This window comes from Achromobacter sp. 10T422, from assembly GCF_056394065.1.
On the sequence record NZ_JBFTHD010000011.1, the window covers coordinates 14,988 to 40,047 of the forward strand.

A 25,060-nucleotide genomic window follows, 5' to 3' on the forward strand; every position below is an offset into this window, starting at 1 on the left:
TTAGTAACCCCGCGTGCGTTCGACGACACCGGTGATGGCTTCGCCGCGCATCAGCTGCGCAACCTTGCCCGCGATCTGGGCGATGCTTTCATCACGCAGTGTGCGCGCTGCAATATGCGGCGTGACGTGGACGCGCGGGTCGCGCCAAAACGGGTGATCCTGGGGCAAGGGCTCGGTGTGGAACACATCAAGCGTGGCGCCCGCGATCTCGCCTTCTTCCAGCATCTGCACCAGATCGTCTTCCACCAGATGCTCGCCGCGGCCCACGTTGACCAGGTGCGCATTGGGCAGCAGTTGGGACAGCGTGTCGCGGTTCAGAATGCCACGCGTATCGGGCGTTAGCGGCAGCACATTCACCAGGAAGCGGGTCCGCGCCAGGAACGCCGGCAGCGCGGCTTCGCCAGCAAAGGATTCGACGCCGGGAATATCGCGCGGCGAACGCGACCACCCGGCAACCGGATAACCGAATTCAGCCAGCGTCTGCGCCACACGCGCACCGACCTGACCCAGCCCCAGCACGCCCACGGGCCAATCCGATTGCGCCGTGCCTTCACGCGTATCCCAATGCTGACGGGCCTGCGCCTGATCGAACGCTTCAAAATCGCGCGACACACGCAACAGCGCATACAAGGCGTACTCGGCCATCTGCACCGACATGCCCGCGTCTTCCAAGCGCACGATGCGCACGTGCTCGGGGATCTCGGGCATCTTCAACAACGCATCAACGCCCGCACCAAGGTTGAACAGGGTCGTGATGCCCGTCTCGTGCTTGAAGAGCTCCGCCGGCGGACGCCAGACCAGGGCGACTTCCGCGCCCGAAGGCGGGCCGTCAGGGTTCCATACCGAAATGCGGCAACCGGGCATGGAGGCTTCCAGGCGCGGCACCCAGACGTCGGGATCGTGATGGGGGCAGGCAAAGAGAATGTGCATGGTGTCGGGTTCAGGGCTTTCGGAAACCTCAAGCATGCAGGATGGCGACTCACAAATCAAACGGCCCGGCATGAAGCCGGGCCGTTGCCACGCAAGCGTAAGTACCGCTTAGCCAGTACCGCTTAAACCGTTTGCGGCACTTCAGGCTTGTTCTTGCCTTTGCCCTTGCCGCGGCGCAGGAACGCCCACACTTGCAGCAGGATCAGCAAGGCGCTGGCTGCGATAAACCAGGCGCTGATCGGGCGTTGCACGAACACCGCCAGATCCCCACGCGACAGCAGCAGTGCGCGGCGGAAGTTCTCTTCCACCATCGGCCCCAGCACGAAGCCGAGCAAGATGGGGGCCACCGAGAATTCCAGCGTCATCAAGACGGCGCCGATCACACCGAAGGCCAGCACTTCCCAAATCTGGAAGAGGCTGTTCTGCGTGCTGTACACGCCCACCGCGATAAAGAACAAAGCGGACGGGAACAGGTAGCGGTACGGCACTTGCAGCAGCTTGACCCACACGCCGATCAGCGGCACGTTCAGCACCATCAGCAGCACGTTACCCACCCAGAAGCTGGCGATCAGGCCCCAGAAGATGTCCGGATGCTCGGTAATCAGCTGCGGGCCTGGCTGAATGCCCTGGATCAGCAGCGCGCCCAGAATCAGCGCCATCACCGCGTCGCCGGGGATGCCCAGGCTCATCGTGGGGATGAAGTCGACCTGCGTCTTCGAGTGCGACGACGCTTCCGGCGAAGCCACGCCTGCGATCATGCCGGTGCCGAATTTTTCCGGCGTCTTCGAGATCTTGCGTTCCAACGCGTAGGCCACGAACGTGGTGATGGTCGGGCCGGTGCCGGGCATGGCGCCGAACAACGTGCCAACCGCGGTGCCGCGCACCATGGGCCAGAACGCCGTCTTCAATTCCTGCTTCGTCGGCCGCATGTCGCGAATGCGCAGCTTGGCGCCGCTGCCGATGATGGTCATGCGGTTCACGCTCATCAGGAAGTCGGCCACGCCGAACAGACCCATCGAGATCGCTACCAGCTCCAGGCCGTCGGACAAGTCCAGCAGGCCGAACGAGAAACGGATGGTGCCGGTGTTCACGTCCGTGCCCACCACGCCGCACATCAAGCCGAAGAGCGTCATCGCCACGCCCTTGAGCGGCGAGCCGCGCGACATCGTGGCGCCTGCCAGCAAGCCCAGCAGCATGATCGAGAAGATCTCGGTCGGGCCAAACTTGAACGCCACTTCGACCAGCAAGGGCGACGCGAAGATCATGACGATAATGCCGACCGATGCCGCGAAGAACGAGCAGATCATCGTGATGCCCAGCGCCGTTCCGCCCTTGCCTTGTTTGGTCAATGGATAACCATCAAGGCAGGTGACCGCGTGCGGCGGATGCGAAGGCAGGTTGAGCAAGATGGCGCCGATGGCGCCGCCGTATTGCGAACCGTAGAAAATACCGGCCAGCATCAGAATGGCAGGCACGGGCTGCATGACGTAGGTCAGCGGCAGCAGAATGGAAATCGCCGACAAGGCGCCCATGCCGGGCAGCACGCCAATGAGGTTACCCACCAGCACGCCAAAGAACGACCACATCAGGTTGTGCCACTGGAACGCGACACCGAAGCCGTACCAAAGGTCCATCAAAGATTGAGAGATCATGGCGCGTCAACCCCAACGAAACAGCGGCAGCTGCAGTTGCAGCGCCCACCAGAAAACGACGACCGCAATCGCGGACATTCCGACCGACAGCAGGATGGCTTGCTTGATGGTGTTCTTGCGGTCACCGAGTGCCGAGATGAACACGATGGCGAACGTCGCCGGCAGCAGGCCGCCGTAATGCCCCAACAGCAAGAAGGCCAGAATGCCCAGCAAGATGCAGATGCTGCCGCGCATGTCCGGCAAGCCGTGCGGATGGCCTTCGGCCGGCGCGGGCGCCGACGGTTCGCCCGACCGCGCAGAGATTGCAATCAGCACGCCCGTCAGCGCCAGCAAGCCGCCAAGTGCGGCGGGAAAAAATCCCGGGCCCATGTGGCTCAGCGACCCGATGTGATAGTCGGTGCCGCCGTATATCGCCCCCAACCCGATCAGGACCATCAGCGCGCCGCCGTAGTAGTCCTTTCTGTTGATATTTTTTTGCACTTCCATCCTCCTTCCTGGTGCAGGACCGTGCCGGCCCTTGATGCGGCGCTCGACACGAGCCTCGCCCGGCCCTTTAACAACGAGCCGGAGCGCAGATTACGGAGGGAAGCTGCTAATCCGCTTTCTATGCGCTGTCGCATTCCTGAATTCAGGGGTTATCCCTGAGTGGATGCGGCGTAAGAAAGGGGGAAAAGAGAAAAAAATTTGAAAGCCGGGGGGTGAAAGCAGCGATGTTGCCGGCATTGATGCCTGCTTTGATGCCTGCTTTGTGACCTGCTTTGTGACCTGCTTTGATGCCTGCTTTGTGGCCTGCTTTGTGGCCTGCTTTGTGACCTGCTTTGATGCCTGCTTTGTGACCTGCGTCGATGCCTGCTCTGCTGCCTGCTTTATTGCCTGCTTTGATGCTCGCTTTATTGCTCGCCTTTCAGCTCGACATCAAGCGGCCGCGGGTACTGAGACACGGTGGGTGCCAGCGGCAGCCACAGCACCGACGCCAGGCCGACTCCGCCTTGCGCATTGGGCTCGCCATCGCGCAGTTCAATGTCGCCATCATTTCGGCGCGCATAGGCGCGCGCGATGGCCAACCCCAGACCAGACCCGCTGGAGGTGACGGGTTTATCCGTGCCCACGCGTTCGAAACGGGCGAAGGCACGGCCGCGCAAGTCGGGGTCGAGGCCGGGGCCATTGTCGGATACGGACACCTCGGCGCGATGCTCCAGCCGGTTGACCGACACGGTGATGCGCGCGCCGACCGGCGCGTAATGAATGGCGTTGTGCACTAGATTGGACAGGGCTTCGTGCAGCTCGGCCTCGTTGCCCGATACCGGCGCGGCCACTTCAAGCCCCGCTTCCGAAACAGCCTGCACCCAGCCCAGATCCTGCTGCTTCTCGTGTGCCAGCGGCAAGTACTGAAGCACGACTTCGCGCGACACGGCATTCATGTCGAGCAATTGGCGCGGCAACTGATCCGCCTGGTTGGCGTGCGCCAAAGACAGCAGCTGTTCGGTCAGGCGGCGCGTGCGGCCCAACTGGTCCACGATGGCGCGCAGCCCTTCGCGGGTACGCGCCGGGTCGCGCTCACGCAGCGCGTACTGCGCCTGCGTCAACATGATGGCCAGCGGCGTGCGCAGCTGATGCGACGCGTCCGCCAGAAAATGCGACTGCTCATCCAACACGCGGCGGTAGCGGGCGATATGGTGATTGACGGCGTCGACCAGCGGCGACACCTCGCTAGGCACGCGCGAGGCGTCCAGCGGCGTCAGGTCGTCGGGACGGCGATTGCGGATATCGGCACGCAGGCGGCGCAACGGTTTCAACGCCCACGACACGCCCCACCACACCAGCACCACCACCAGCGCCAGCATTCGCGCGTCACGCAGAATTTCCTGGCGCCGCGCATTGTTCTCCGCTTCGATCCGCTTACCCGTGCTTTCCGCCACCACAACCAGCACCTGACGATGCTGGCCCTGGTAATAGAGATCGCGCACCACCGACACGACGCGCACCGGATCGTTGCGATAAACGCCGTCGTAGAAGATGGGTTGGCCGTTGGAACGCGGCCAGGTCGGGGGACGCGGCATTTCGGGCATGCCCAAGAGCGTCTTGCCCTGGTCCGTCGGCACGGGCGAACCATCCGGCAGCGGGGGATCAATCTGTTCAATGCGGAAATACTTGCGCAGGCCCGCGCGGGATTCCAGCATCACCTGCGCATACAGCGGCGTGGCCACTTGCAAGTTGCCGTCCGGCGTGAATTCGAGGCTGCTTTCCAGCACGCGCGCGGGTTCCACCAAGGCGCTGTCATACGCCTCGTTGGTGATTTCGGCCAGGGTGCGGTAATCGTTCAGGCTGTCGATGACCAGCAATACCACCACGCCGGGCAGCAGCAGGATGATCAGCAGCGCGCGGATGCCGACGCGCGGCAGCCCCGGAATCCGCAAGCTCACTTAGGATTCCGATTCGGCGGATTCGCTGGCGACACTTTCCAGCATGTAGCCCAATCCGCGCACGGTAACGATGCGCACGTCGCTGCCGGCGAGCTTCTTGCGCAGACGGTGCAGCACGACCTCGATGGCGTCGGGGTTGGCTTCGCTGTCATGCGTGAAGACTTTGCCGAACAATTGTGACTTGTCCACGGGGTAGCCACTGCGGGTCAGCAACGCGGCCAGCGCGGCATGTTCGCGGGGCGTCAGGAACAACAAGGAACCGTCCAGCGTGAAGGCGCGGCTTTCGCTGTCGTACGAGAGCGAGCCGCATTGCAGGCGCGGATGCTGGCGGCCACGGCTGCGGCGCACCAACGCGGTCAGCCGCGCTTCCAGTTCTTCCAACGCGAAAGGCTTGGTCAGGAAATCGTCCGCACCCAGATTCAGGCCACGGACCCGATCCTGCAATGCGCCCTGGGCCGTCAACAACAGCACGGGCGTGCGGTCGTCGCGGTTGCGCATTTCACGCAAGACGACCAGCCCGTGCTTGTCGGGCAGGCGCAGGTCCATGACGATGGCGTCATATTCCGTGCCTGCCATGAATGCCTCGGCCGTGCGGGCGTCTGCCGCATGGTCCGGCACAAACCCGCTCTGGGCGAGCGCGCGCATCAACCAGGACGCCATGTCCCGTTCGTCTTCAACCAACAATATGCGCATGACCGTCCGTTCCTTCGGGCAAATTCTCTGCTGCCCGCTGCCCATGCACGCGCTGGCGCAGGTAGCGGGTTTCGTGATGACGCCGAAAGAGGATCGCCGACAACTCGTTCAACGCCTGGGTATAGACGTCACGCTTGAACTCGATCACGGCGTCCAGGGGCACCCAATACTGGCTCCAGCGCCAGGCATCGAATTCCGGATGCTGCGTCGCGCGCAAGCACACATCACTGTCACGTCCTACCAGGCGCAACAAGAACCAAATCTGTTTTTGTCCTTTATAGTGGCCACGCCACTCACGCCGGACGAAGTGATCGGGCACGTTATAACGTAACCAATCGCGTGTACGCCCCAAAATACGGACATGCTCGGGCTTCAAGCCCACCTCTTCATGGAGTTCGCGATACATGGCCTGCACCGGGCTTTCGCCATATTTGATGCCGCCCTGGGGGAACTGCCATGCATGTTCCCTGATACGCTTGCCCCAAAAGACCTCGTTTCGACTGTTGACGAGAATGATGCCGACATTGGGGCGGTAGCCTTCGCGGTCAAGCATGGGCCACCCCCACCGAATTCAATACAATTACAGTCGATTATACGTATCTGCTGCCACCTTTAAACATGCGCGCATCCAACTACCACATCAACACCCTCAAAGAAGCCCCTTCCGAAGCCGAAGTCGCCAGCCACCAGCTGATGACCCGGGCCGGGATGATCCGCAAACTCGCGGGCGGCATCTACACCTACATGCCCCTGGGCCTGAAGATCATCCGCAAGGTCGAGGCTATCGTCCGCGAGGAAATGAACGCCTCGGGCGCCATCGAGCTGCTGATGCCGGTGGTGCAACCCGCCGAACTCTGGCAGGAATCGGGCCGCTGGGAGCAGTACGGCGCTGAACTGCTGCGCATCAAAGACCGCCATCAGCGCGACTTCGTGCTGCAGCCCACGTCCGAGGAAGTCATCACGGACATCGCGCGCAACGAAATCCACAGCTATCGCCAGCTGCCGCTGAATTTCTATCACATTCAGACCAAGTTCCGTGACGAACGCCGTCCGCGCTTCGGCCTGATGCGCGGCCGCGAATTCACCATGAAGGACGCCTACTCCTTCGACCGTGACGAAGCGGGCGCGCTCAAGAGCTACGACAACATGTACGCCGCGTACATGCGGATTTTCAGCCGTCTGGGCCTGGAATTCCGCGCCGTTGCGGCCGATACGGGCTCCATTGGCGGCACGCGCAGCCATGAATTCCAGGTTATCGCCGACACCGGCGAAGATCTGTTGGTCTACAACGCCGACACCGACTACGCCGCCAACATCGAGCTGGCCGAAGCCGTGGCGCTGTACCCGACCCGCGGTGACGCCACCCAAGCCATGGCCGACGTCGCCACCCCCGGCGCGGCCAAGTGCGAAGACGTGGCCAAGCTGCTGGGCCTGCCGCTGGAAAAGACGATCAAGTCGATCGTCCTGGCCACCGACGGCGACAAGGGCAAAGTCGACATCTGGCTGCTGCTCTTGCGCGGCGACCACGAACTGAACGAGATCAAGACGGGCAAGCTGCCGGGCCTGGCGGGCTTCCGCTTCGCCACCGAAAGCGAGATCGTCGAGTATTTCGGTTGCAAGCCCGGCTACCTGGGTCCGGTCAAGACGGCCAAGCCGGTGCACGTGATTGCCGACCGTACGGTTGCCAACATGGCCGATTTCGTCTGCGGCGCGAACAAAGAAGATTTCCACATCCAGGGCGTAAACTGGGGCCGCGACCTGCCCGAGCCCGAGCTCGTGGCCGATCTGCGCAACGTGGTCGCGGGCGACCCGTCGCCGGATGGCAAGGGCACGCTTTCCATCCAGCGCGGCATCGAAGTAGGACACGTTTTCTACCTGGGCAAGAAGTACTCCGAAGCCCTGAAAGCCACCTTCCTGGACGAAACCGGCAAGCCGGCCACGCTGGAAATGGGCTGCTACGGCATCGGCGTGACCCGTATCGTGGGCGCCGCCATCGAGCAGAACCACGACGCCCGCGGCATCATCTGGCCCCGCGCCATTGCCCCGTTCGAAGTGGTGATTTGCCCGGTGGGCTGGGGCAAAAGTGAAACGGTGCGTGACACTGCCCTGAAGCTCTATGAATCGCTGCTGGCGCGCGGCGTGGACGTCATTCTGGACGACCGCGATGCCCGCCCCGGCGTCATGTTTGCCGAGTGGGAACTGATTGGCGCCCCGCTGCGTGTAACAGTTGGAGAACGCGGCCTGAACGATGGTGTGGTGGAATTACAAGCGCGTCGGGAAACCGAAGCGGCCAAGATTCCGGTAGAGTCCGCGCTTGAAGCGGTGCTGACGAAACTCGACACCCTTTAAACCCCATAGTAGCTACGGACTTCCCGCGTCCCGACCCCGCTTCATTGCCTATCCGTACCGTGACCGATCCGAAGTCTGCCGAATCCCTCCTGCAAGTCCGTGTCTATTACGAAGACACGGATGCGGGCGGGGTGGTTTTCTACGCTAACTACTTGAAATTCCTGGAACGCGCACGCACCGAGTGGCTGCGCAACCTGGGAGTCAACCAGTCCAGCCTGGCCGCCAGCGAACAACGCTTATTTGTTGTCCGCTCCTTGGACATGTCTTACCGGAAACCGGCCAAGCTAGACGATTTGCTTACCATACGCAGCCGAATCACCAAACTCGGCCGCGCTTCGATACACTTCGCGCAGCGCGCGGAACGCGACGGGGAACTGCTTGCCGAAGGCAACATCCAAGTCTGCTGTGTCGACGCCATTCACATGCGGCCGGCGGAGATGCCGGCTGACGTTCGCGCAAAACTGGAATTCATTCAGGAATAACCATGCAAGTCACCAACGACATGTCGTTGCTTTCGCTGATTTCGCACGCCAGCGTGCCGGTCCAGCTGATCATGCTGATGCTGTTGGGCATTTCGATCATGTCCTGGACCTATATTTTCGCCAAACGCCTGGCCATCAAGCGCGCGCATACCCAGACGCGCCGCTTTGAAGACGACTTCTGGTCGGGCGGCGACCTGTCCATGCTGCAACAGGCCGTGGCCTCGCGCCGCGATGAACAGGGCGCCCTCGCCCGCATCTTCGATGCCGGCATGACCGAATTCCTGAAGGCCCGCCGCGGTAACTCCGCCGGTGACGCCACCGCCCTGCTCGACGGCCCGCGCCGCGCCATGCGCGCCGCCTACCAACGCGAAATGGATTCGCTGGAATCGCACCTGAACTTCCTGGCTTCGGCCGGTTCGGTGTCGCCGTACATCGGCCTGCTGGGTACGGTCTGGGGCATCATGCACGCCTTCATCGGCCTGTCGAACATGCAGCAAGCCACGCTGGCTTCGGTGGCGCCCGGTATCGCGGAAGCGCTGATCGCTACCGCCATCGGCCTGTTCGCCGCCATCCCCGCCGTGGTCGCCTACAACCGCTTCACGAATGACATCGACCGCATCTCGATCCGTTTCGACAGCTTCGTCGATGAATTCCTGAACATTCTGCAACGGCAGGTGCGCTAATGCCCTCGGTAAGCTCACGCGGCAGGTCCGGCCGCCGCATGAAGGCCGACATCAACGTGGTGCCGTACATCGACGTGATGCTGGTGCTGCTGGTCATCTTCATGGTGACCGCGCCCCTGATCACGCCGGGCCTGATCCAGTTGCCCTCGGTCGGGGCGGCCTCGGACGTGCCCGTGAAGCCGCTGGAAGTCCAGATTTCGGAAGATGGCAAGATCGCCCTGCGCATGCGCGAACCCGGCGCAACCCTGCAGGACATCGCGCGCCCCGAACTGGTGGCGCAAGTGCGTTCGCGTATTACCGCGGAAACGCCGGTGGTCATCGCCGCCGACGGCAAGGTGCCCTACGAGACGGTCGTGAAGGTGATGGACGAACTGCGCACCAACGGCATCACCCGCCTGGGCCTGCTGGTGGATCAGTCCGCCGCCGGTTCCTCCCAGCCCGCATCCGCGAAAAAACGCTAACGTGCCGCCTTCCGCCGGCATGTCCGGCACGCAACGCCCATGACGCCACCCATAATTCGACACCGCAGCGGCCCACCCGCCACCCCGCCTAACAACGACAACCGGAATGCGCTCATTCTGGCTGTGGCGGTGCACTTGCTGCTGCTGGTCGCCTTGATCTTTGGCGTGAACTGGCGCACGGAGGCCCCCGGCCCCGTCGAGGTCCAACTCTGGGCTGACGGCAATTCGCCCGTCGCCCCGCCGCCCACGCCCCAACCCGAACCGCCCAAGCCGCAACCCAAGCCCGAGCCGCAGCCGGAGCCTGAAAAGGCGCCCGAGCCGCCGCCACCGCCTCCTCCCCCTCCTCCGCCCAAGCCTGAACCCCAGGTTCAGCCGAAGACCGAGGAAGTGGACCCCGAGATCGCCATTCAGGAAGCCAAGAAGAAGCGCGAGCAGGAAGAGAAGGCTCGCCAGGCGGCGGAAGCCAAGGAAAAGGCGCGCCTCGAAGAGGAACGCAAGCAGGCTGAACTGAAAGAGAAGAAGCGCCTGGAGCAAGAACGCCAGGCTGCGGAAAAGGCTGCCGCCGAGAAAGCGGCCGAGAAGGCTGCGGCTGAAAAGGCCGCTGCTGACAAGGCTGCCGCCGAGAAGGCCGCTGCCGACAAGGCCGCTGCTGAAAAGAAGGCCAAGGACGACGCCGCCAAGAAGGCTGCCGCTGAAAAGGCGGCTACCGAAAAGGCGGCGGCAGAGAAGGCCGCTGCGGAGAAGGCTGCTGCTGAAAAAGCGGCCGCCGAGAAGGCCGCTGCCGCGAAGAAGGCGGCTGCCGACAAGGCGTTGAAGGACGCATTCCGCAACGACGCCCTGGGCGCAGCCGGCATCCCCGGCGGCACGGCTGACCGCAATCAGGCGGGCGGTGGACGCGATAACGGCTATGCCGCAAAGGTGCGCGCTTGCATCCTGCCGGGCGTGGCATATCAGCCTCCGCCGCGGGCCGGCAGCACCAATCCGACGGCACAATACCGGGTACAGTTAGGCACTGACGGGAAGGTGAACGGCGTGTCGCTGACCGAATCGTCGGGCAATCCGGCATTCGACCGCGCGGTCGAAACCGGCATCCGCCGTTGCAACCCCTTCCCGAAGCCCTCCACGGGCGGCTACGACAAGTTCATTGACGTAGTGCACAAAATGTATGATTGACAGGAGATTGATGAATATGACTCCCGCTTATAGCCGACGAGGCTCGCTCCTCGCTCTCTGGCGATCGTATGGGCTCGGCTTGCTGATGCTCGCGCTCTGCCTGATGGCAGTGAAACCCGCCCATGCGCAATTGCGTGTTGATATTTCTGGCACTGGCGCGACGCAGTATCCCGTCGCCATCGCCGATTTCGCCGTTGATGACACCCACGGCCGCGCCCTGGCCGAAGTGATCCGCGCTGACTTGACCCGCACGGGCCAGTTCCGCCTGATCAACGCCGCCGGCTCCGGCCTGAACGTCGACTCCCCCATCGCCCATGACGATTGGCGCGGTAAAGGCGCCGACTTCCTGGCTTACGGCAGCATCACCCGTGGCGCCGATGGCCGCTACGACGTGCGCTACCGCTTGGCCGACACGGTCAAGAAGGGCCAACTGGATGGCGTGGCGTTCTCGGGCACCGAGCAAGAACTGCGCCGCGTTGCCCACCAGATTGCTGACCGCATCTACGAGAAGATCACCGGCGTTCGCGGCGTGTTCTCGACGCGCATCGCCTACGTGCTGAAGAAGGGCGCGACCTACGAACTGCAAGTGGCCGACGCTGACGGGCAAAACCCGCAAGTGGCCCTGCGTTCGCGCGAGCCCATCATTTCGCCGTCCTGGTCGCCCGATGGCGCCAAGCTGGCCTACGTGAGCTTCGAGTCCGGCAAGCCGGTTGTCTACGTGCACACATTGGCCACCAGCGCCCGCGTTCCCGTTGCCAACTTCAAGGGCAACAACAGCGCCCCCGCCTGGTCGCCCGATGGCTCCAAGCTTGCCGTGGCGTTGACGCGTGATGGTTTGTCGCAAATTTACATCGTTGGCGCGTCCGACGGGTCGAATCCCACGCGAGTTACGCGTTCTCCCGGGATTGACACCGAACCGACCTTTACGCCAGACGGTGCTTCCATTATCTTTACGAGTGACCGCAGCGGCGGGCCGCAAATCTACCAGACCGGCTCGACAGGTGGCGACGCACGCCGCCTCACGTTTAATGGTGGTTACAACATATCACCCCGAATTTCCCCCGATGGATCGACGCTGCTGTACGTTGCAAGACGCGACGGCGCGTTTCGAATCGCGTCGTTGAACCTGTCCTCAGGCTCCGAATCCTTGATCACTGATGGTCGTGACGATCAGTCGCCAAGTTTCGCGCCGAATGGCATGCAAGTCCTTTACGCCGCTATCCAAAATGGCCGTAGCGTACTTGCGGGTGTCTCGAGCGATGGCCGCGTACGGCAGACGCTTTCGGTACTGAACGGGGAAATACGTGAACCGACTTGGGGCCCATTTACCCGATAACACGTGTGACTCTCTTTGCAAAGGAACTATCATGAAGTCGCGCATTGCCAAAAGCCTGACCATTGCCGCTCTGGCTGCCACGCTGGCAGCTTGCAGCTCCGTCCCTCTCGACGATAAAGCGGGTCAGGGCGGAGGCGCTGGCCAAGGATCTTCGGCCTCTGGCCAAATCCTTGATCCCTTTAACCCCCAAAGCATCCTGGCGCAACAGCGCTCGGTGTACTTTGATTTCGACAGCTACACCGTGTCGGACCAGTACCGCGGCTTGGTCGAAACCCACGCCCGCTACCTGGCTTCGCACCAGCAGCAGAAGGTCAAGATCGAAGGCAACACCGACGAACGCGGCGGTGCTGAGTACAACCTGGCCCTGGGCCAGCGTCGTGCAGACGCCGTGCGTCGCATGATGACCCTGCTGGGCGTCAGCGACAACCAGATCGAAACCATCAGCTTCGGTAAAGAAAAGCCGAAGTCGACGGGTACGTCGGAAGCCGACTTTGCTGAAAACCGCCGCGCCGATATCAACTATCTGCGTTAAGCTTTTCGCTTAGTCCAAGAGCCCTACCACGCGTCGGGACGGTCAGCCGGCCGTCCCGACGTTTGTTTTTATACCCGGGAATATTCATGCGCGATAACGTTCTGTCTCTGCGTCCTCTGATGGTGGCCACTGGCCTGGTGCTTGCGGCCCTGACGGCGCCCGCTCACGCTTTTTCCGATGACGAGGCTCGTAAGGCCATTCTGGATTTGCGTCAGCAGGTTCAGCAGCAGAACGAGCAAAGCCAGCGCGCCAAGCTGCAATTGGCCGACCAGATTCAATCCCTGCAACAGGAAGTCGCCCAATTGCGCGACCAGCTGGAACTGGTGTCCCGCCAACAGCCCAGCGCCAAGCCGGGCGCACCCAGCGGCACGAACCCGCCGGGCACCGCTGCGGGCGACCCGCAAGAACAAGCCGCCTATGACGGCGCCATGGACCTGTTCCGCAAAGGCCAGTACAAGGACGCCGCCGAATCGCTGGCCGCCTTTACCGCCCTCTACCCGAACAGCCAGCTGGCTCCCAGCGCACAGTTCTACCTGGGCAGCAGCCGCTACGGCATGAAGGACTTCAAGGGCGCCATCGAACAGCTGACCGCCATGGTGCAGAAGTCGCCCGACAACGCGCGCGCGCCGGACGCCCTGCTGATCATCGCCGGCGGCCAGATCGAACTGAACAACCGCGCCGGCGCCAAGGCGTCGCTGCAGCGCATCGTTCGCGACTACCCGAACTCGCCCGCGGCAAGCACGGCCAAGAGCCGCCTGCAACTGCTGCAGTAATGCGCCACGCCGCTAGCGCGGTCAGCGCGTACCGGCACATCCTGCGCCGCCGCGCAGGGCTTATCGCCCTGCTGCTGGCGGCGATTTTCATAGCGCTGCTGATCGACTTCACCATCGGCCCAACGGGCCTGCCTTGGCGCGAGCTGTGGCGAACGTTGAGCGCGCCGGAAGCCGCCGACGCCACCTACCGCGTCATCGTGTGGGACATCCGACTGCCTTCCGCCTTGATGGCCGCCCTGGTGGGCATGGCCTTGGGGCTGGCAGGCGCCGAAATGCAGACCATCCTGAACAACCCGCTGGCCAGCCCTTACACGCTGGGCGTGTCGTCGGCCGCCGCCTTGGGCGCGTCGCTGGCGATCGTCTTGCAATTTGGCATTCCAGGCGTGCCCAGTGGTTGGCTGATCGGAGGCAACGCCTTCGTGTTTGCAATCGGGGCGGCATTGTTGCTGGACACCGTCGCCCGATGGAGCGGCATGAACACGTCGGGCGTCGTGCTGTTCGGCATTGCGATGGTGTTCACGTTCAATGCACTGGTGTCGCTGGTGCAGTTCCTGGCCAGCGCGGAAGCGTTGCAGAGCCTGGTGTTCTGGACCATGGGCAGCCTGGCGCGGTCCAGCTGGACGAGCGTGGGCGTGATGGTGACGGCAATCGTGCTGACGCTGCCGGTGGCGATGCGCCAATCCTGGAAGCTGACCGCGCTGCGCTTGGGCGAAGACCGCGCCGCCAGTTTCGGCGTGGACGTGCGCCGGGTGCGTGTCGCGGCGCTGGCGCGCGTCAGCCTGCTGTCGGCGTTGGCCGTGGCTTTTGTCGGCACGATTGGTTTCATCGGATTGGTGGCCCCGCACATTGCGCGCCGCCTGTTCGGTGAAGACCATCGTTTTTATCTGCCGGGCAGCGCGCTGGTGGGCGCGCTGATTTTGTCCCTGGCTTCCGTCGTCTCGAAAAATCTGCTGCCAGATGTGGTCGTGCCCGTGGGCATCGTGACAGCGTTGGTCGGCATTCCCTTTTTCGTGGCGGTGGTGCTGCGCCGGCAACTGCCATGACGCGCGGAGCCCCCCTGGATATCGATCAACTAAGCGCGGGCTATGGCCGCGAGGACGTGTTGCACGCGCTATCGATTCCAGCCTTGGCGGCGGGGGAAGTCACCGCCCTGCTCGGCCCGAACGGCAGCGGCAAATCCACCTTGCTCAAGGCGCTGGCCGGGCTCGTTCGTACCCGCCACGGGCGCGTCTTGCTGAACGGCCAAGACTTGAACCGGCTGGGCGTCGGTGAACGCGCCCAGCACATGGTTTATCTGCCGCAGAGCCTGCCGGCCGCCGTGCACCTGCGCGTCTTTGAATCGGTGCTGGTCGCGGCCAATGCCAGCCACAATGCGTTGGCGCCCCCCGTGGACATGGCCGCTATCGAGCGGCTGCTGGATCGGCTGGGCATCGCGCACTTGGCGATGCATTACCTGGATGCGCTGTCAGGCGGACAGAAGCAGTTGGTCGGGCTGGCGCAAGCGCTGATCCGCCATCCGCGCGTGCTGCTGCTGGACGAACCCCTGTCTGCCCTGGACTTGAATTACCAATTCCACGTGATGCGCCTGCTGAAGCAGGAAACGCAGGAACACCGGCTGATCAGCATCATCGTGCTGCACGACTTGAACGTGGCCTTACAGCACGCCGACCGCGCCGTGATGATTCAGGCAGGCCGGCTGCACGCGCAAGGCAAGCCGGCGGACGTCATCACGCCTGCATCGCTTGCGGCCGTGTATGGCGTGCAAGCGCGGGTCGAGGCCTGCTCGCGAGGCTTGCGGCAAGTACTGATCGACGGGCTGGACGAGCACCCGCGCTGAAGCAGGCGCCCCACAAGCGCTGGGACCCGCGTGCTGGCTCAGTCGCAGAAAGTCAGCCGCTAGGGCTCAAGTACTGAATTCAGGCGCGCTGAGCCACATCCACCACCGGCGCGCCGGTCATGTCAGCCAACTGCTGCGGGGTCAGATTGAACACGGCGTGCGGATGGCCGGCCGCAGCCCACAGGCTGTCGTAATTGAACAAGTCAGCGTCCAACAGCATCACCGGTTTAACGGCATGGCCGATGGGGCAGACGCCGCCAATCGCGTAACCCGTGTTGTCGCGCACGAACTTGGCGTCGGCCTTGGCCAATGCGCCGACCTGCTCGGCGACCTTGGCCTCGTCCACGCGGTTGGCGCCGCTGGCGATGACGAGCACCGGCGCATTGTCGGCAGCGCGCCGGAAGATGATTGACTTCGCAATCTGCGCCACCTCACACCCTAGCCCCGCCGCGGCTTCCGCCGATGTCTTGCCGGTTTGCGGCAGGACCACGACGGGTTTGTCGTGACCAATTTCCAGCAACAGACGGGCCACGCGTTGGGCCGATTCGGGCAAGGCGGCAAGAGACTCAGGGGACATCGTGATGGGCTCCGTGTAAGACTGCGAACGAGTTTATCAGCGGCGGCGCGCACTGGCGTCACGCCGTGCCGGGCTAGAATGCGGACCTGGCTTTCCCCTTCCTGCCCCTCATGCGTTCCGAACCCGTCTTGCCCCTGCAAACCGCCCTGATCGGCGGCTACGCCATGTCCTACACCGAATACGGCAGCGGCGCGCCCATGGTGCTGGTGCACGGTTCCCTGTCTGACTGCCGCTACTGGAAGTCGCAGATGGCGCCGCTGGGCAAATCGTTCCGCGTGCTGGCGGTGTGCCTGCGCCGCTACTGGCCGGAATCCTGGGACGGCGAAGGCGATGGATTTTCCATCGATCAGCACGCAGACGATGTGTTGGAATTCATTGATACCGTCGCAGGCGGCCCCGCCCATCTGGTGGGCCATTCGCGCGGCGGCCGCGTGGCGCTGGAAGTGGCCTTGCGCCAGCCCGATGCGCTGCGCAGCCTGACGCTGGCCGATCCCGGCCTGCCCTTGCCCGGTGGCGATGATGCGCGGGGCGGCTTTCGCCAGCGCGCCTTGGCGTTGATCCGGCAAGGCGAAATCGAGGAAGGCCTGGCGTTGTTCGTGGACACCGTGACGGGGCCAGACACCTGGCAACGCATGGTGCCGTGGTTCAAAGAGATGGTGCGCGACAACGTGGGCACGCTCTTTGGCCAGGCCGACGAAAAGCCGGAAACCCTGACGCCGCAGCAGATCGCCACGCTGAAGTTACCCACGCTGTTGATCGGCGGCGCGCTCAGCCCCGCGCCCTACCCTGCCGTGCTGGATGCGCTGTCGCAATGGCTGCCGCACGCGCATCGGGTCACCGTCGTGGGGTCGTCGCACGGCATGAACCTGGGCAATCCGCGCGCCTTCAACGGCGCGATCCAGGAATTCCTGGGGGGCTGAACGCCCCGGTGCTCACGGTTCGACCGAAGGCGTGTGCTTCAAGCGGCGCAGCACAAATGTAGACCGGCTGTGGCGCACGCCGCGCAGCTTGTACAGGCGCTTGCGCAGGAATTCCTCGTAGCCTTCGGTACCGGCCACGGCCACCTTGATCAGGTAGTCATATTCGCCTGTGACAAGAAAGGCTTCGACCACTTCGGGCAGCCGGGTGATTTCTTCGCCGAACCGCGCCAGCGTCTCGTCGTCGTGGTGCTCCAGCGTCACTTCGATCATCACCGTATCCGGCAAGCCCAACGCTTTCTGGTTCAGCAGGGCCGCGTAGCCCTCAATCACCCCCGCCTCTTCCAACGCCTTCACGCGGTTCCAACAGGGTGTGGGCGACAAGCCCACCTGCTCGGCCAGCTTCAGGTTCGTCAGCCGGCCATCCAAGCGCAGCGCGCGCAGGATCTTGCGGTCGGTATCGTCGATTTTGGGAGGAGTGGACATGGACGGCGCACCTGCAAAGAGAATATCTCTGTAAAAATAAATTCTACAAGATAGATATTTTCCATAAAGCACCAAACTGGCGTGAATCAGGAAACCTATTTTGTTTCCCTGGCCGTAGACTTTCCAGCAAGACGGGCATCTATCCCGCCCGTCGGATTTCGGCGCTTTCGCTGCGGCACAACCCGGCAGAAGTGCCGGCAGTTCCCACGCAGCAACCCGCGCGCCGATCCGCGCGGCTGGAAACCATGTCTCACGCAGCAGCAGTCCCCGCAAGAACCGGTCTGGGCCTATCCGGCGCCGCCATGCTTTTGACCGCCCCGGCGCTATTCGCCTCGAATATGGTCGCCGCCCGCTGGGCGCACGACGCCAGCCTTCCCCCTGTTTTCCTTGCCTTCGGCCGTTGGCTGCTGGCCTTGCTGATCCTGTTGCCCTTGGCCGCCCCCGCATTGCGCACGCATCGCCGCGCGTTGTGGCGCGGCTTGCCCGCCCTGCTGCCGCTGGCCGTGCTGGGCATGGGCGTGGCCGTGGCGCCGCAATACATCGGCGCGCAGACCACCAGCGCCACCAATATCGCCCTGATCTTTTCGTGCAGCCCCATCCTGGTGGCGCTGCTGGAAGCGCTGATCTGGCGCAAGCCGCTGTCGGCGCTGCGTGCGGCCGGCTTGGCGTTGGCCTTGGGCGGCGTGCTGGTCGTGCTGGCGCGCGGTGATGCCCAGGCGTTGGCCCGATTGGCGTTCGGCCAGGGTGACTTGTGGGTGCTGCTGGCCGCCACCGGCTGGGCGTTCTACACCGTGCTGCAAAAGCGGCTGCCCTTGCCGGCCGTGCCGGCCAGCGCCCGGCTGGCGGTGATGATGCTGGGTGGTGTGTTGGCGCTGGCGCCGTTTGCTGGCATCGAAGCAGCGGCGGGCGCGACGCCCCCGTGGACCGATCCCCGGCTGGCGGCCGTGCTGCTGTTCCTGGCGGTGGTGCCCAGCCTGGGCGCGTACTACGTCTACGGGCGGCTGATCAGCCAGGCGGGTCCGGCAACCGCCGGGCTGTCGATGTTCCTGGTGCCGGTTTACGCCGCGCTGCTCGCGTGGCCCTTGCTGGGTGAAGCCCCGCAGTTGTTCCATGCGTATGGCTTCGTGATGATCTTGATCGGCGTAAAACTGGCCTCGTCGCGCATGCGTGCAAACGAGGCCATCGCGCCGACGGCGGCCACCGCCGCCGCCCGCGCCTGACACTGCCCGATCAGCGGCCCGAGCCTTGGGCCGCGATCACTTCCTGCGCCACTTGTCGCGGCGCTTCGGCGTAGTGCTTGAACTCCATCGTGTAGGTCGCGCGCCCTTGGGTCAGCGACCGCAGCGATGTCGAATAGCCGAACATCTCGGCCAGCGGCACTTCGGCGCGTACCACCTTGCCGCCCCCGCCCGCGATGTCTTCCATGCCCTGCACCATGCCGCGCCGTGACGACAAGTCGCCCATGACGTTGCCGGTGAAGTCTTCCGGCGTTTCCACCTCGACCTGCATCATCGGCTCAAGCAGCACCGGGTCCGCGCGCCGCATGCCTTCCTTGAACGCCATCGAGCCCGCCATCTTGAAGGCGTTTTCGTTGGAGTCCACGTCGTGGTACGAACCGAAGAACAAGGTCGCCTTGATATCCACCACCGGATAGCCCGCCAGCACGCCATTGTTCAGCGATTCGCGGATGCCCTTGTCGACCGCCGGAATGAACTCGCGCGGCACCACGCCGCCCTTGATGGCGTCAACAAACTCGTAGCCCTTGCCCGGCTCTTGCGGCTCAAGCTTGAGCACCACGTGGCCGTACTGGCCGCGCCCGCCCGACTGCTTGACGAACTTGCCTTCGACCTCGTTGCAGGCCTTGCGGATGGTTTCGCGATACGCCACCTGCGGCTTGCCCACCGTGGCTTCGACGTTGAACTCGCGCTTCATGCGGTCAACCAGAATTTCCAGGTGCAGCTCGCCCATGCCCGAGATGATGGTCTGGCCCGATTCCTCGTCCGTACGCACGCGGAATGACGGGTCTTCCTGAGCCAGCCGGTTCAAGGCGATACCCATCTTTTCCTGGTCGGCCTTGGTCTTGGGTTCCACCGCCTGCGAGATCACGGGTTCGGGGAAGACCATGCGTTCAAGAATGATGATGTGCGCCGGGTCTGATAGCGTGTCGCCGGTGGTGACGTCCTTGATGCCGACGGCCGCCGCAATATCACCCGCATACACCTCGGTGATCTCGCGCCGCTCGTTGGCGTGCATCTGCAGGATGCGGCCCAGCCGTTCCTTCTTGCCCTTGATCGGGTTGTAGACCGAGTCGCCGGATTTCACCACGCCGGAGTACACGCGGAAGAACACCAGCTGCCCGACAAACGGGTCCGTCATGATCTTGAAGGCCAGCGCCGAGAACGGTTCGTTGTCGGTGGGATGGCGCTCGATTTCGCGGTCACGTTCGTCGTGGCCGTTGATGGCCGGCACGTCCACCGGCGACGGCATGTAATCAATGACGGCGTCCAGCATCGCCTGCACGCCCTTGTTCTTGAACGCGCTGCCGCACAGCATGGGCACGATCTCGTTGGCAATGGTGCGCGTGCGCAACCCCAGCTTGATCTCGTCTTCCGTCAGGGTTTCGCCAGACAGGTATTTTTCAAGCAGCGTCTCGTTGGCTTCGGCCGCTTTCTCGACCATCTTGTCGTGCCATTTCTGCGCCTCGGCCTGCAATTTTTCAGGGATGTCCACATACGTGAACTTCACGCCCTGGCTAGCGTCGTCCCACAGAATGGCCTTCATCTTGACCAGGTCGATCACGCCTTCGAAATGATCTTCGGCGCCGACAGGCAACTGGATAGGCACGGCGTCGCCCTTCAGGCGTTCGGCGATCTGGCGCTGCACGCGCAAGAAATCAGCGCCGACGCGGTCCATCTTGTTCACGAAGGCCAGACGCGGCACCTTGTACTTGTTGGCCTGCCGCCAGACGGTTTCAGACTGCGGCTGCACGCCGCCCACCGCGTCGTACACCATGACAGCGCCATCCAGCACGCGCATGGACCGTTCGACTTCAATGGTGAAGTCCACGTGGCCCGGGGTGTCGATGATGTTGATGCGGTGTTCGGGGTAGTTGCCCGCCATGCCTTTCCAGAAGGCGGTAGTGGCGGCCGACGTGATGGTGATGCCGCGTTCCTGCTCTTGCTCCATCCAGTCCATCACGGCGGCGCCGTCATGGACTTCGCCGATTTTGTGGGTGATACCGGTGTAGAAGAGGATGCGCTCGGTGGTCGTCGTTTTGCCCGCGTCGATATGGGCGCTGATGCCAATATTGCGGTAAAGCTCGATACGCGTCTTGCGGGTCATGGCCTCTTCCTTGCAGGGAACCACTATGCAAAACGGCAAGCCCGACCGGGCGTTGCCGCGGCGGGCGCCATGCCGCGTGTCGTGATGGGGTGAAGCGTCACTGCGCCCGCACTGATGCGTAAATATTACGCGCCGCGCGTCAAGATACAAGCTTTGCCACTACCTTTGACGAGGGAACCTGCGCGTCATTGGTTTGCCCAGGTCATACCGGGGTATGCCCTGCCCGGCGCGCGCCATAAAAAAAGCCCCTCCGAAGAGGGGCTGTTGCGTTGGCCTGCGGCCGCACGCTTACTTCTTTTCTTCCTTCACGCGATACACCAGCACGGCGGTGGTGGCCAGCGACAGCACCTTGGCGGTGACGCTGCCCAGCAGCAGACGCGACAGGCCGCTGCGGCCGTGGCTGCCAATGAAGATCAGATCGCAACCGGAATCGGCGGCGGCTTGCACGATACCGTCGGCCACGTTGAAGTTGGACACGGCGCGCGCTTCGGATTTGACTCCGCCGGTGTCGGCGCGGTCGGTAATCTGTTTCAGGTACTTGTCGGCTTGTTCGGCCGATGCCTTTTCGTAGTCTTCGTCGGTGATGGCGTAGGCGGCAGCCATGCCGTCAAAACCGATCGTGGCCGCAAAGGGTTGCGTCACGTAGAGGGCGACGACTTCGGCGCCAACCGAGCGTGCAAAGGAAATGCCCGCGTTGGCGGCTTGTGCCGACAGCGGCGAACCGTCGGTGGGAATCAGGATCTTCTTGAACATCTTGCCTGCTCCTGTTTGAGAGGAATCTTTATGCTACTGGAAAGCCGTCAGGTTCACATCAAGCGAACCCTGCGGGCTTGATGCGCGTCAAACGCCGCGTCAGCCCAATTGCTGGGCGGCGGCGAACAAATTGGTGCAGCGGGTGCCGGTGCGGCAATAGGCCAGCACGGGGCCCGGCAGGGTCTTCAGCAGTTCGGCGAAGCGCACCACGTCCGAAACGGTCATGGCGCTGCCCACCACGGGCTGGTATTCGATCTTCAGGCCAGCGGCTTCGGCGGCCTTGGACACGTCAGCGGCGGTGGGCTGGTCGGGGCCGCCTTCGAAGTCGGGGCGGTTGATGATGACGCTCTTGTAGCCGGCGGCGGCCACATCGGCCATGTCGTCAGGGCCCAGTTGCGGCGCGACGGCGAAGTTTTCGGTCAGGGGTTTGATCGGTGCGGACATGGCGGTTCCTTCAAATATTCAGCTGCGTATTATTGATTGTAGGAGCCGTTTTGCGCGAAGAGTTTTTCCAATTGGGTCCAGATTCCGCGGTCATCAGCAATGGAAACCGAAAAGCGCAGCATCGTCGACGGCGCCTGCGACGGTGAAAACAAGGTACCCGGGGCCAGCAGCACCCCCTGGTCGGCCGCTACGCGCGCCAGCACTTCGGTGTCGCGGCCACAATCGGCCCAGACGAACATGCCCGCATTCGGCTCGTGCGGCACGGTCAGGCCCAGCTTCAGCAGCCCTTTCAGGCATCGCTCCCGCGCGGCGTCCACCCGCGTCCGGACGCGTTCAATGTGGCGCCGGTACTGCCCTTCCATCAGCACCCGATGGACGACACGTTCGCCCAGTTCGGGCGAGGTCAGCCCCGCCAGCATTTTCAAGTCGGCCAGTTTTTGCAGGATCTCGGGATTGGCGGCCACATAGCCCACACGCAGGCTCGCGGCCAGCATCTTGGAGTAGCCGCTGACCAGGATGACGCGGTTCAGCCGGTCCAGCACCGCCAGCTTCATGGCGCCGCCGGGGTGCAGTTCACCATAGGTGTCGTCTTCGACCACCATGAAATCGTGGCGCTCGGCGATGCGCAGGATGTCGTAGGCGACACCCGCCGACAGCGTATGGCCCGTGGGGTTATGCACGGCGCTGTTGATGATGAAAAGCTTGGGCTTATGCTGGGCCGCCAACTGTTCCAACAGGGCGATGTCGGGGCCATCCGGCCCACGCGGCACGCCGATCAGGCGCGCGCCAAATGCCGCCAGCCGGCCAAAGATAACGAACCACGCCGGGTCTTCCACCAACACCGTGTCGCCGGGCTTCACCAAGTGGCGGGCGATCAGGTCCAGGCCGTGGGTGACGCCGTTGGTGGTCAACAGATTCAGTTCGGGGTGGGCCGGCACGCCGTCGTTCTGCAAGGACGCGGCGATCTGCTGGCGCAGCGGCGCAAAGCCTTGGGGATGGCCATAGCTGACCAGGTTCGCCCGCACCGAGCGCCCCACGGCGCGCACGGCAGCGGCCACCATGTCGGGGTCCAGCCAATCGGCCGGCAGCAAGCCCGCGCCACCGGGCATGCCCGGGCCGGTGGTTTCGCGGAACATGCTGCGCAGCAGCCAGGCGATGTCTACGCGCGCGGTGGGCGACAAGGGGGACGACGGGGCCGTCGCCACCGCCGCCAGCGGACCACTGCGCGCGCGGACGAAAAAGCCTGCCCCGCGGCGGGACTGCACCAGTCCCCGGGCCACCAGCCGGTCATACGCCTCAACCACCGTGAAGCGGCTGACGCCAGACTGTTCGGCCATTTTGCGAATGGACGGCAGGCGGGTGCCGGGCCGCAACCCTTGTTCGTCGATGCGGCGCGCCAGGCCGTCGGCCAATTGGCTGACAAGCGAGGCGTCGGCTTGGCGCACGGGCATCCAGGGCAAGGACGCTGCGGGGGACGGGGCGGGAGTAGACCCAGGGGAAGGAGCAACTGTCATGGGGAATGGACCAGGCCAGTGATTAAAGTGACATGTAGAAGTGTATCGGTACTGTACCGATAACTATGCGTAGAGTGACAGCAATACGGCAAGCCCGCAATAGCAGATTCTTCCGCCCCGCCTCCTTCTTTCGCAGCCATCATGACGCGCTCATCGCTTTACCCTTCGGCCCAGACCGCACCGGCCACGCCGCCGTCCGTATGGGAAGGCTATGGCTATGGTTTTCTGGGGGTGCTGGTCTTTTCGCTGACGCTGCCCATGACGCGCCTGGCCGTGGCTGAACTGGCCCCATTGCTGGTGGGCCTGGGACGCGCGTTGGTGGCTGCGGTGCCCGCGGTGGCGTTGCTGTGGATCACGCGCAGCCGGCTGCCGACGCGCACAGAGTGGCCTGGCGTGATTCTGGCTGCGCTGGGCATCGTGGTGGGCTGGCCGCTGGCGTCGTCACTGGCCATGCAGACCGTGCCGTCTGCCAACGGCGCCGTGTTCAACGGGCTGCTGCCGCTATCGACGGCCGCGTTCGCCGCGCTGCGTAGCGGTGAACGGCCGTCCGCCGTATTCTGGGGGTGGGCCGTGGCCGGCGCCGCGCTGGTGACGGCCTACGCGCTGCGGCAAGGCGACGGCGTATTGACCACCGGCTATCTCTGGCTGCTGGTGGCGGTGGTGTTGGGCGGCATGGGCTATGCGGAAGGCGCACGCGCCGCACGCACGCTGGGCGGTTCGCGCACCATTTGCTGGGCGCTGGCGATCAGTGCCCCGGTCGTTGTGGCGCCCGTCGGCTGGATGGCCGCGCACGCCCACTGGCCCAGCGCCGCAGTCGTTTCAGCCTGCGCCTACCTGGCGTTCGGCTCCATGTTTCTGGGCTTTTTTGCCTGGTATCGCGGCCTGGCCGTGGGCGGAATCGCCCGGGTGGGACAGGTGCAGTTGTTGCAGCCTTTCCTGACCGTCGTGTCGGCCGCATTGTTATTTGACGAATCCGTGGAGCCGGCAACCTTCGTGTTCGCCGTCGCCGTGATCGCCGTTATTGCCGGCGGACGCCGTGCCATCGTAAGGACCAAAAAATGAATCTGTTCCCGACCAACTGGGCCGACGTGCCCCTGGCTTCCGCCTCGCTGCTGGGCCCGCTGGCCCTGTTCGCGCTGGTCAGCTCGATTACGCCGGGACCCAACAATGTGATGCTGGCGTCCTCTGGCCTGAACTTCGGCTTTCGCCGCAGCATGCCGCACCTGCTGGGCGTGAACCTGGGCTTTACGCTGATGATTTTTTTGGTGGGCATCGGGCTGGGCTCGGTGTTCCAGCAAGTGCCGCAGCTCTACACCATCCTGAAATACGCCGGCGCCGCCTACCTGCTGTATCTGGCCTGGAAGATCGCCAACTCCGGCGGCCTGGAAGATGGCGAAGCGCGTGGCAAACCGTTCACGTTCCTGCAAGCGGCGGCCTTTCAATGGGTCAATCCGAAAGCGTGGGTGATGGCGGTGGGGGTGGTGGCCACCTACACGCCGCAAAACGGCTTCTTCGCCAACCTGGTCATCGCCACGATTGTCTGCGGCGTGGTCAACCTGCCCAGCATTGGCGTGTGGGTGACGTTCGGCACCGCGCTGCGCCGCGTGCTGCACAAGCCCTGGGCGATTCGGGCCTTCAATGTGGGCATGGCCTTGCTATTGGTGGCGTCGTTGTATCCGGTGGCGCTGGACTTGGTGCATTGA

The 25,060-nt window shown here is 63.7% G+C and carries 26 protein-coding genes; 14 read left to right on the forward strand and 12 right to left on the reverse strand.

Annotated features, from left to right (window positions below):
* The 6 genes from AC1DB0_RS26225 to AC1DB0_RS26250 all read right to left on the reverse strand — a co-directional run bounded on the left by AC1DB0_RS26225 (position 1) and on the right by AC1DB0_RS26250 (position 6,251).
* A complete protein-coding gene (locus tag AC1DB0_RS26225) occupies positions 1–930 on the reverse strand; it encodes a 2-hydroxyacid dehydrogenase (protein WP_427945027.1) in 930 nt (309 codons plus the stop codon).
* A gap of 122 nt (positions 931–1,052) precedes the next feature.
* Positions 1,053–2,582: a tripartite tricarboxylate transporter permease gene (locus AC1DB0_RS26230; RefSeq protein ID WP_054427357.1), complete on the reverse strand. Its 1,530-nt coding sequence runs from the start codon at positions 2,580–2,582 to the stop codon at positions 1,053–1,055.
* Positions 2,583–2,588: 6 nt separating this feature from the next.
* Positions 2,589–3,068, reverse strand: coding sequence for a tripartite tricarboxylate transporter TctB family protein (locus AC1DB0_RS26235; RefSeq protein WP_082387271.1), 480 nt, complete (start codon positions 3,066–3,068; stop codon positions 2,589–2,591).
* 404 nt (positions 3,069–3,472) lie between these two features.
* The gene (locus AC1DB0_RS26240) at positions 3,473–5,005 is read right to left on the reverse strand and encodes a sensor histidine kinase (RefSeq protein ID WP_245636468.1); all 1,533 of its coding nucleotides are present in this window, start codon (positions 5,003–5,005) and stop codon (positions 3,473–3,475) included.
* The gene (locus tag AC1DB0_RS26245) at positions 5,006–5,698 is read right to left on the reverse strand and encodes a response regulator (protein WP_054427356.1); all 693 of its coding nucleotides are present in this window, start codon (positions 5,696–5,698) and stop codon (positions 5,006–5,008) included.
* Positions 5,679–6,251 carry an RNA pyrophosphohydrolase gene (locus AC1DB0_RS26250; RefSeq protein ID WP_006217428.1) on the reverse strand — a complete coding sequence of 191 codons (573 nt, stop codon included), beginning with the start codon at positions 6,249–6,251 and terminating at the stop codon, positions 5,679–5,681. Before AC1DB0_RS26250 ends, AC1DB0_RS26245 begins: the two co-directional genes overlap by 20 nt.
* Before the next feature lie 65 nt (positions 6,252–6,316).
* On the opposite strand from AC1DB0_RS26250, the gene AC1DB0_RS26255 reads away from it, so the two are divergent.
* The 10 genes from AC1DB0_RS26255 to AC1DB0_RS26300 all read left to right on the forward strand — a co-directional run bounded on the left by AC1DB0_RS26255 (position 6,317) and on the right by AC1DB0_RS26300 (position 15,324).
* Positions 6,317–8,047, forward strand: a complete 1,731-nt coding sequence (locus tag AC1DB0_RS26255) for a proline--tRNA ligase (RefSeq protein ID WP_447577045.1) — start codon at positions 6,317–6,319, stop codon at positions 8,045–8,047.
* Between the two features lie 59 nt (positions 8,048–8,106).
* Positions 8,107–8,529, forward strand: coding sequence for a tol-pal system-associated acyl-CoA thioesterase (gene ybgC, locus AC1DB0_RS26260; protein WP_447981016.1), 423 nt, complete (start codon positions 8,107–8,109; stop codon positions 8,527–8,529).
* Positions 8,530–8,531: 2 nt separating this feature from the next.
* Complete coding sequence (gene tolQ / locus AC1DB0_RS26265) at positions 8,532–9,212, forward strand: protein TolQ (protein ID WP_054427353.1); 681 nt, start codon at positions 8,532–8,534, stop codon at positions 9,210–9,212.
* Positions 9,212–9,673 carry an ExbD/TolR family protein gene (locus AC1DB0_RS26270; protein WP_054427352.1) on the forward strand — a complete coding sequence of 154 codons (462 nt, stop codon included), beginning with the start codon at positions 9,212–9,214 and terminating at the stop codon, positions 9,671–9,673. Before tolQ ends, AC1DB0_RS26270 begins: the two co-directional genes overlap by 1 nt.
* A 39-nt stretch (positions 9,674–9,712) precedes the next feature.
* Positions 9,713–10,846 carry a cell envelope integrity protein TolA gene (gene tolA, locus AC1DB0_RS26275; RefSeq protein ID WP_054427351.1) on the forward strand — a complete coding sequence of 378 codons (1,134 nt, stop codon included), beginning with the start codon at positions 9,713–9,715 and terminating at the stop codon, positions 10,844–10,846.
* A gap of 16 nt (positions 10,847–10,862) precedes the next feature.
* Positions 10,863–12,182, forward strand: coding sequence for a Tol-Pal system beta propeller repeat protein TolB (gene tolB, locus AC1DB0_RS26280; protein WP_054427381.1), 1,320 nt, complete (start codon positions 10,863–10,865; stop codon positions 12,180–12,182).
* Positions 12,183–12,213: 31 nt separating this feature from the next.
* On the forward strand, positions 12,214–12,714 hold the full coding sequence (gene pal, locus AC1DB0_RS26285) for a peptidoglycan-associated lipoprotein Pal (RefSeq protein ID WP_006217420.1): 501 nt from the start codon (positions 12,214–12,216) through the stop codon (positions 12,712–12,714).
* Positions 12,715–12,800: 86 nt separating this feature from the next.
* Complete coding sequence (gene ybgF, locus AC1DB0_RS26290) at positions 12,801–13,487, forward strand: tol-pal system protein YbgF (RefSeq protein ID WP_054427350.1); 687 nt, start codon at positions 12,801–12,803, stop codon at positions 13,485–13,487.
* Complete coding sequence (locus AC1DB0_RS26295) at positions 13,487–14,530, forward strand: FecCD family ABC transporter permease (RefSeq protein ID WP_346553293.1); 1,044 nt, start codon at positions 13,487–13,489, stop codon at positions 14,528–14,530. Before ybgF ends, AC1DB0_RS26295 begins: the two co-directional genes overlap by 1 nt.
* Positions 14,527–15,324 carry an ABC transporter ATP-binding protein gene (locus AC1DB0_RS26300; protein ID WP_346553294.1) on the forward strand — a complete coding sequence of 266 codons (798 nt, stop codon included), beginning with the start codon at positions 14,527–14,529 and terminating at the stop codon, positions 15,322–15,324. The genes AC1DB0_RS26295 and AC1DB0_RS26300 overlap by 4 nt, the downstream gene beginning before the upstream one ends.
* Positions 15,325–15,403: 79 nt before the next feature.
* Here AC1DB0_RS26300 and AC1DB0_RS26305 read toward each other — a convergent pair whose 3' ends face one another.
* Positions 15,404–15,901: a YbaK/EbsC family protein gene (locus tag AC1DB0_RS26305; RefSeq protein WP_054427380.1), complete on the reverse strand. Its 498-nt coding sequence runs from the start codon at positions 15,899–15,901 to the stop codon at positions 15,404–15,406.
* A 110-nt stretch (positions 15,902–16,011) separates the two neighbouring features.
* Here AC1DB0_RS26305 and AC1DB0_RS26310 point away from each other — a divergent pair, with 110 nt between their 5' ends.
* Positions 16,012–16,821 (forward strand): alpha/beta fold hydrolase, encoded by an 810-nt coding sequence (locus AC1DB0_RS26310; protein WP_054427347.1) that lies wholly within the window; start codon positions 16,012–16,014, stop codon positions 16,819–16,821.
* Between the two features lie 12 nt (positions 16,822–16,833).
* Here AC1DB0_RS26310 and AC1DB0_RS26315 read toward each other — a convergent pair whose 3' ends face one another.
* Positions 16,834–17,304 (reverse strand): Lrp/AsnC family transcriptional regulator, encoded by a 471-nt coding sequence (locus AC1DB0_RS26315; protein WP_054427346.1) that lies wholly within the window; start codon positions 17,302–17,304, stop codon positions 16,834–16,836.
* 302 nt (positions 17,305–17,606) lie between these two features.
* Between AC1DB0_RS26315 and AC1DB0_RS26320 the strand changes: the two genes are divergently transcribed.
* Positions 17,607–18,524, forward strand: a complete 918-nt coding sequence (locus AC1DB0_RS26320) for a DMT family transporter (protein ID WP_054427345.1) — start codon at positions 17,607–17,609, stop codon at positions 18,522–18,524.
* Positions 18,525–18,534: 10 nt separating this feature from the next.
* On the opposite strand, the gene fusA is transcribed toward AC1DB0_RS26320, so the two are convergent.
* From fusA to AC1DB0_RS26340, 4 genes are all read right to left on the reverse strand, one after another.
* On the reverse strand, positions 18,535–20,646 hold the full coding sequence (fusA, locus tag AC1DB0_RS26325) for an elongation factor G (RefSeq protein ID WP_054427344.1): 2,112 nt from the start codon (positions 20,644–20,646) through the stop codon (positions 18,535–18,537).
* A gap of 288 nt (positions 20,647–20,934) precedes the next feature.
* Positions 20,935–21,399 carry a universal stress protein gene (locus AC1DB0_RS26330; protein ID WP_054427343.1) on the reverse strand — a complete coding sequence of 155 codons (465 nt, stop codon included), beginning with the start codon at positions 21,397–21,399 and terminating at the stop codon, positions 20,935–20,937.
* A gap of 99 nt (positions 21,400–21,498) precedes the next feature.
* Positions 21,499–21,843 carry a protein tyrosine phosphatase family protein gene (locus AC1DB0_RS26335; protein ID WP_054427342.1) on the reverse strand — a complete coding sequence of 115 codons (345 nt, stop codon included), beginning with the start codon at positions 21,841–21,843 and terminating at the stop codon, positions 21,499–21,501.
* A gap of 29 nt (positions 21,844–21,872) precedes the next feature.
* Positions 21,873–23,288 carry an aminotransferase-like domain-containing protein gene (locus AC1DB0_RS26340; RefSeq protein ID WP_156337011.1) on the reverse strand — a complete coding sequence of 472 codons (1,416 nt, stop codon included), beginning with the start codon at positions 23,286–23,288 and terminating at the stop codon, positions 21,873–21,875.
* Positions 23,289–23,498: 210 nt separating this feature from the next.
* Here AC1DB0_RS26340 and AC1DB0_RS26345 point away from each other — a divergent pair, with 210 nt between their 5' ends.
* Positions 23,499–24,419, forward strand: coding sequence for a DMT family transporter (locus AC1DB0_RS26345; RefSeq protein WP_476758285.1), 921 nt, complete (start codon positions 23,499–23,501; stop codon positions 24,417–24,419).
* Complete coding sequence (locus tag AC1DB0_RS26350; protein WP_054427339.1) at positions 24,416–25,060, forward strand: LysE family translocator; 645 nt, start codon at positions 24,416–24,418, stop codon at positions 25,058–25,060. The genes AC1DB0_RS26345 and AC1DB0_RS26350 overlap by 4 nt, the downstream gene beginning before the upstream one ends.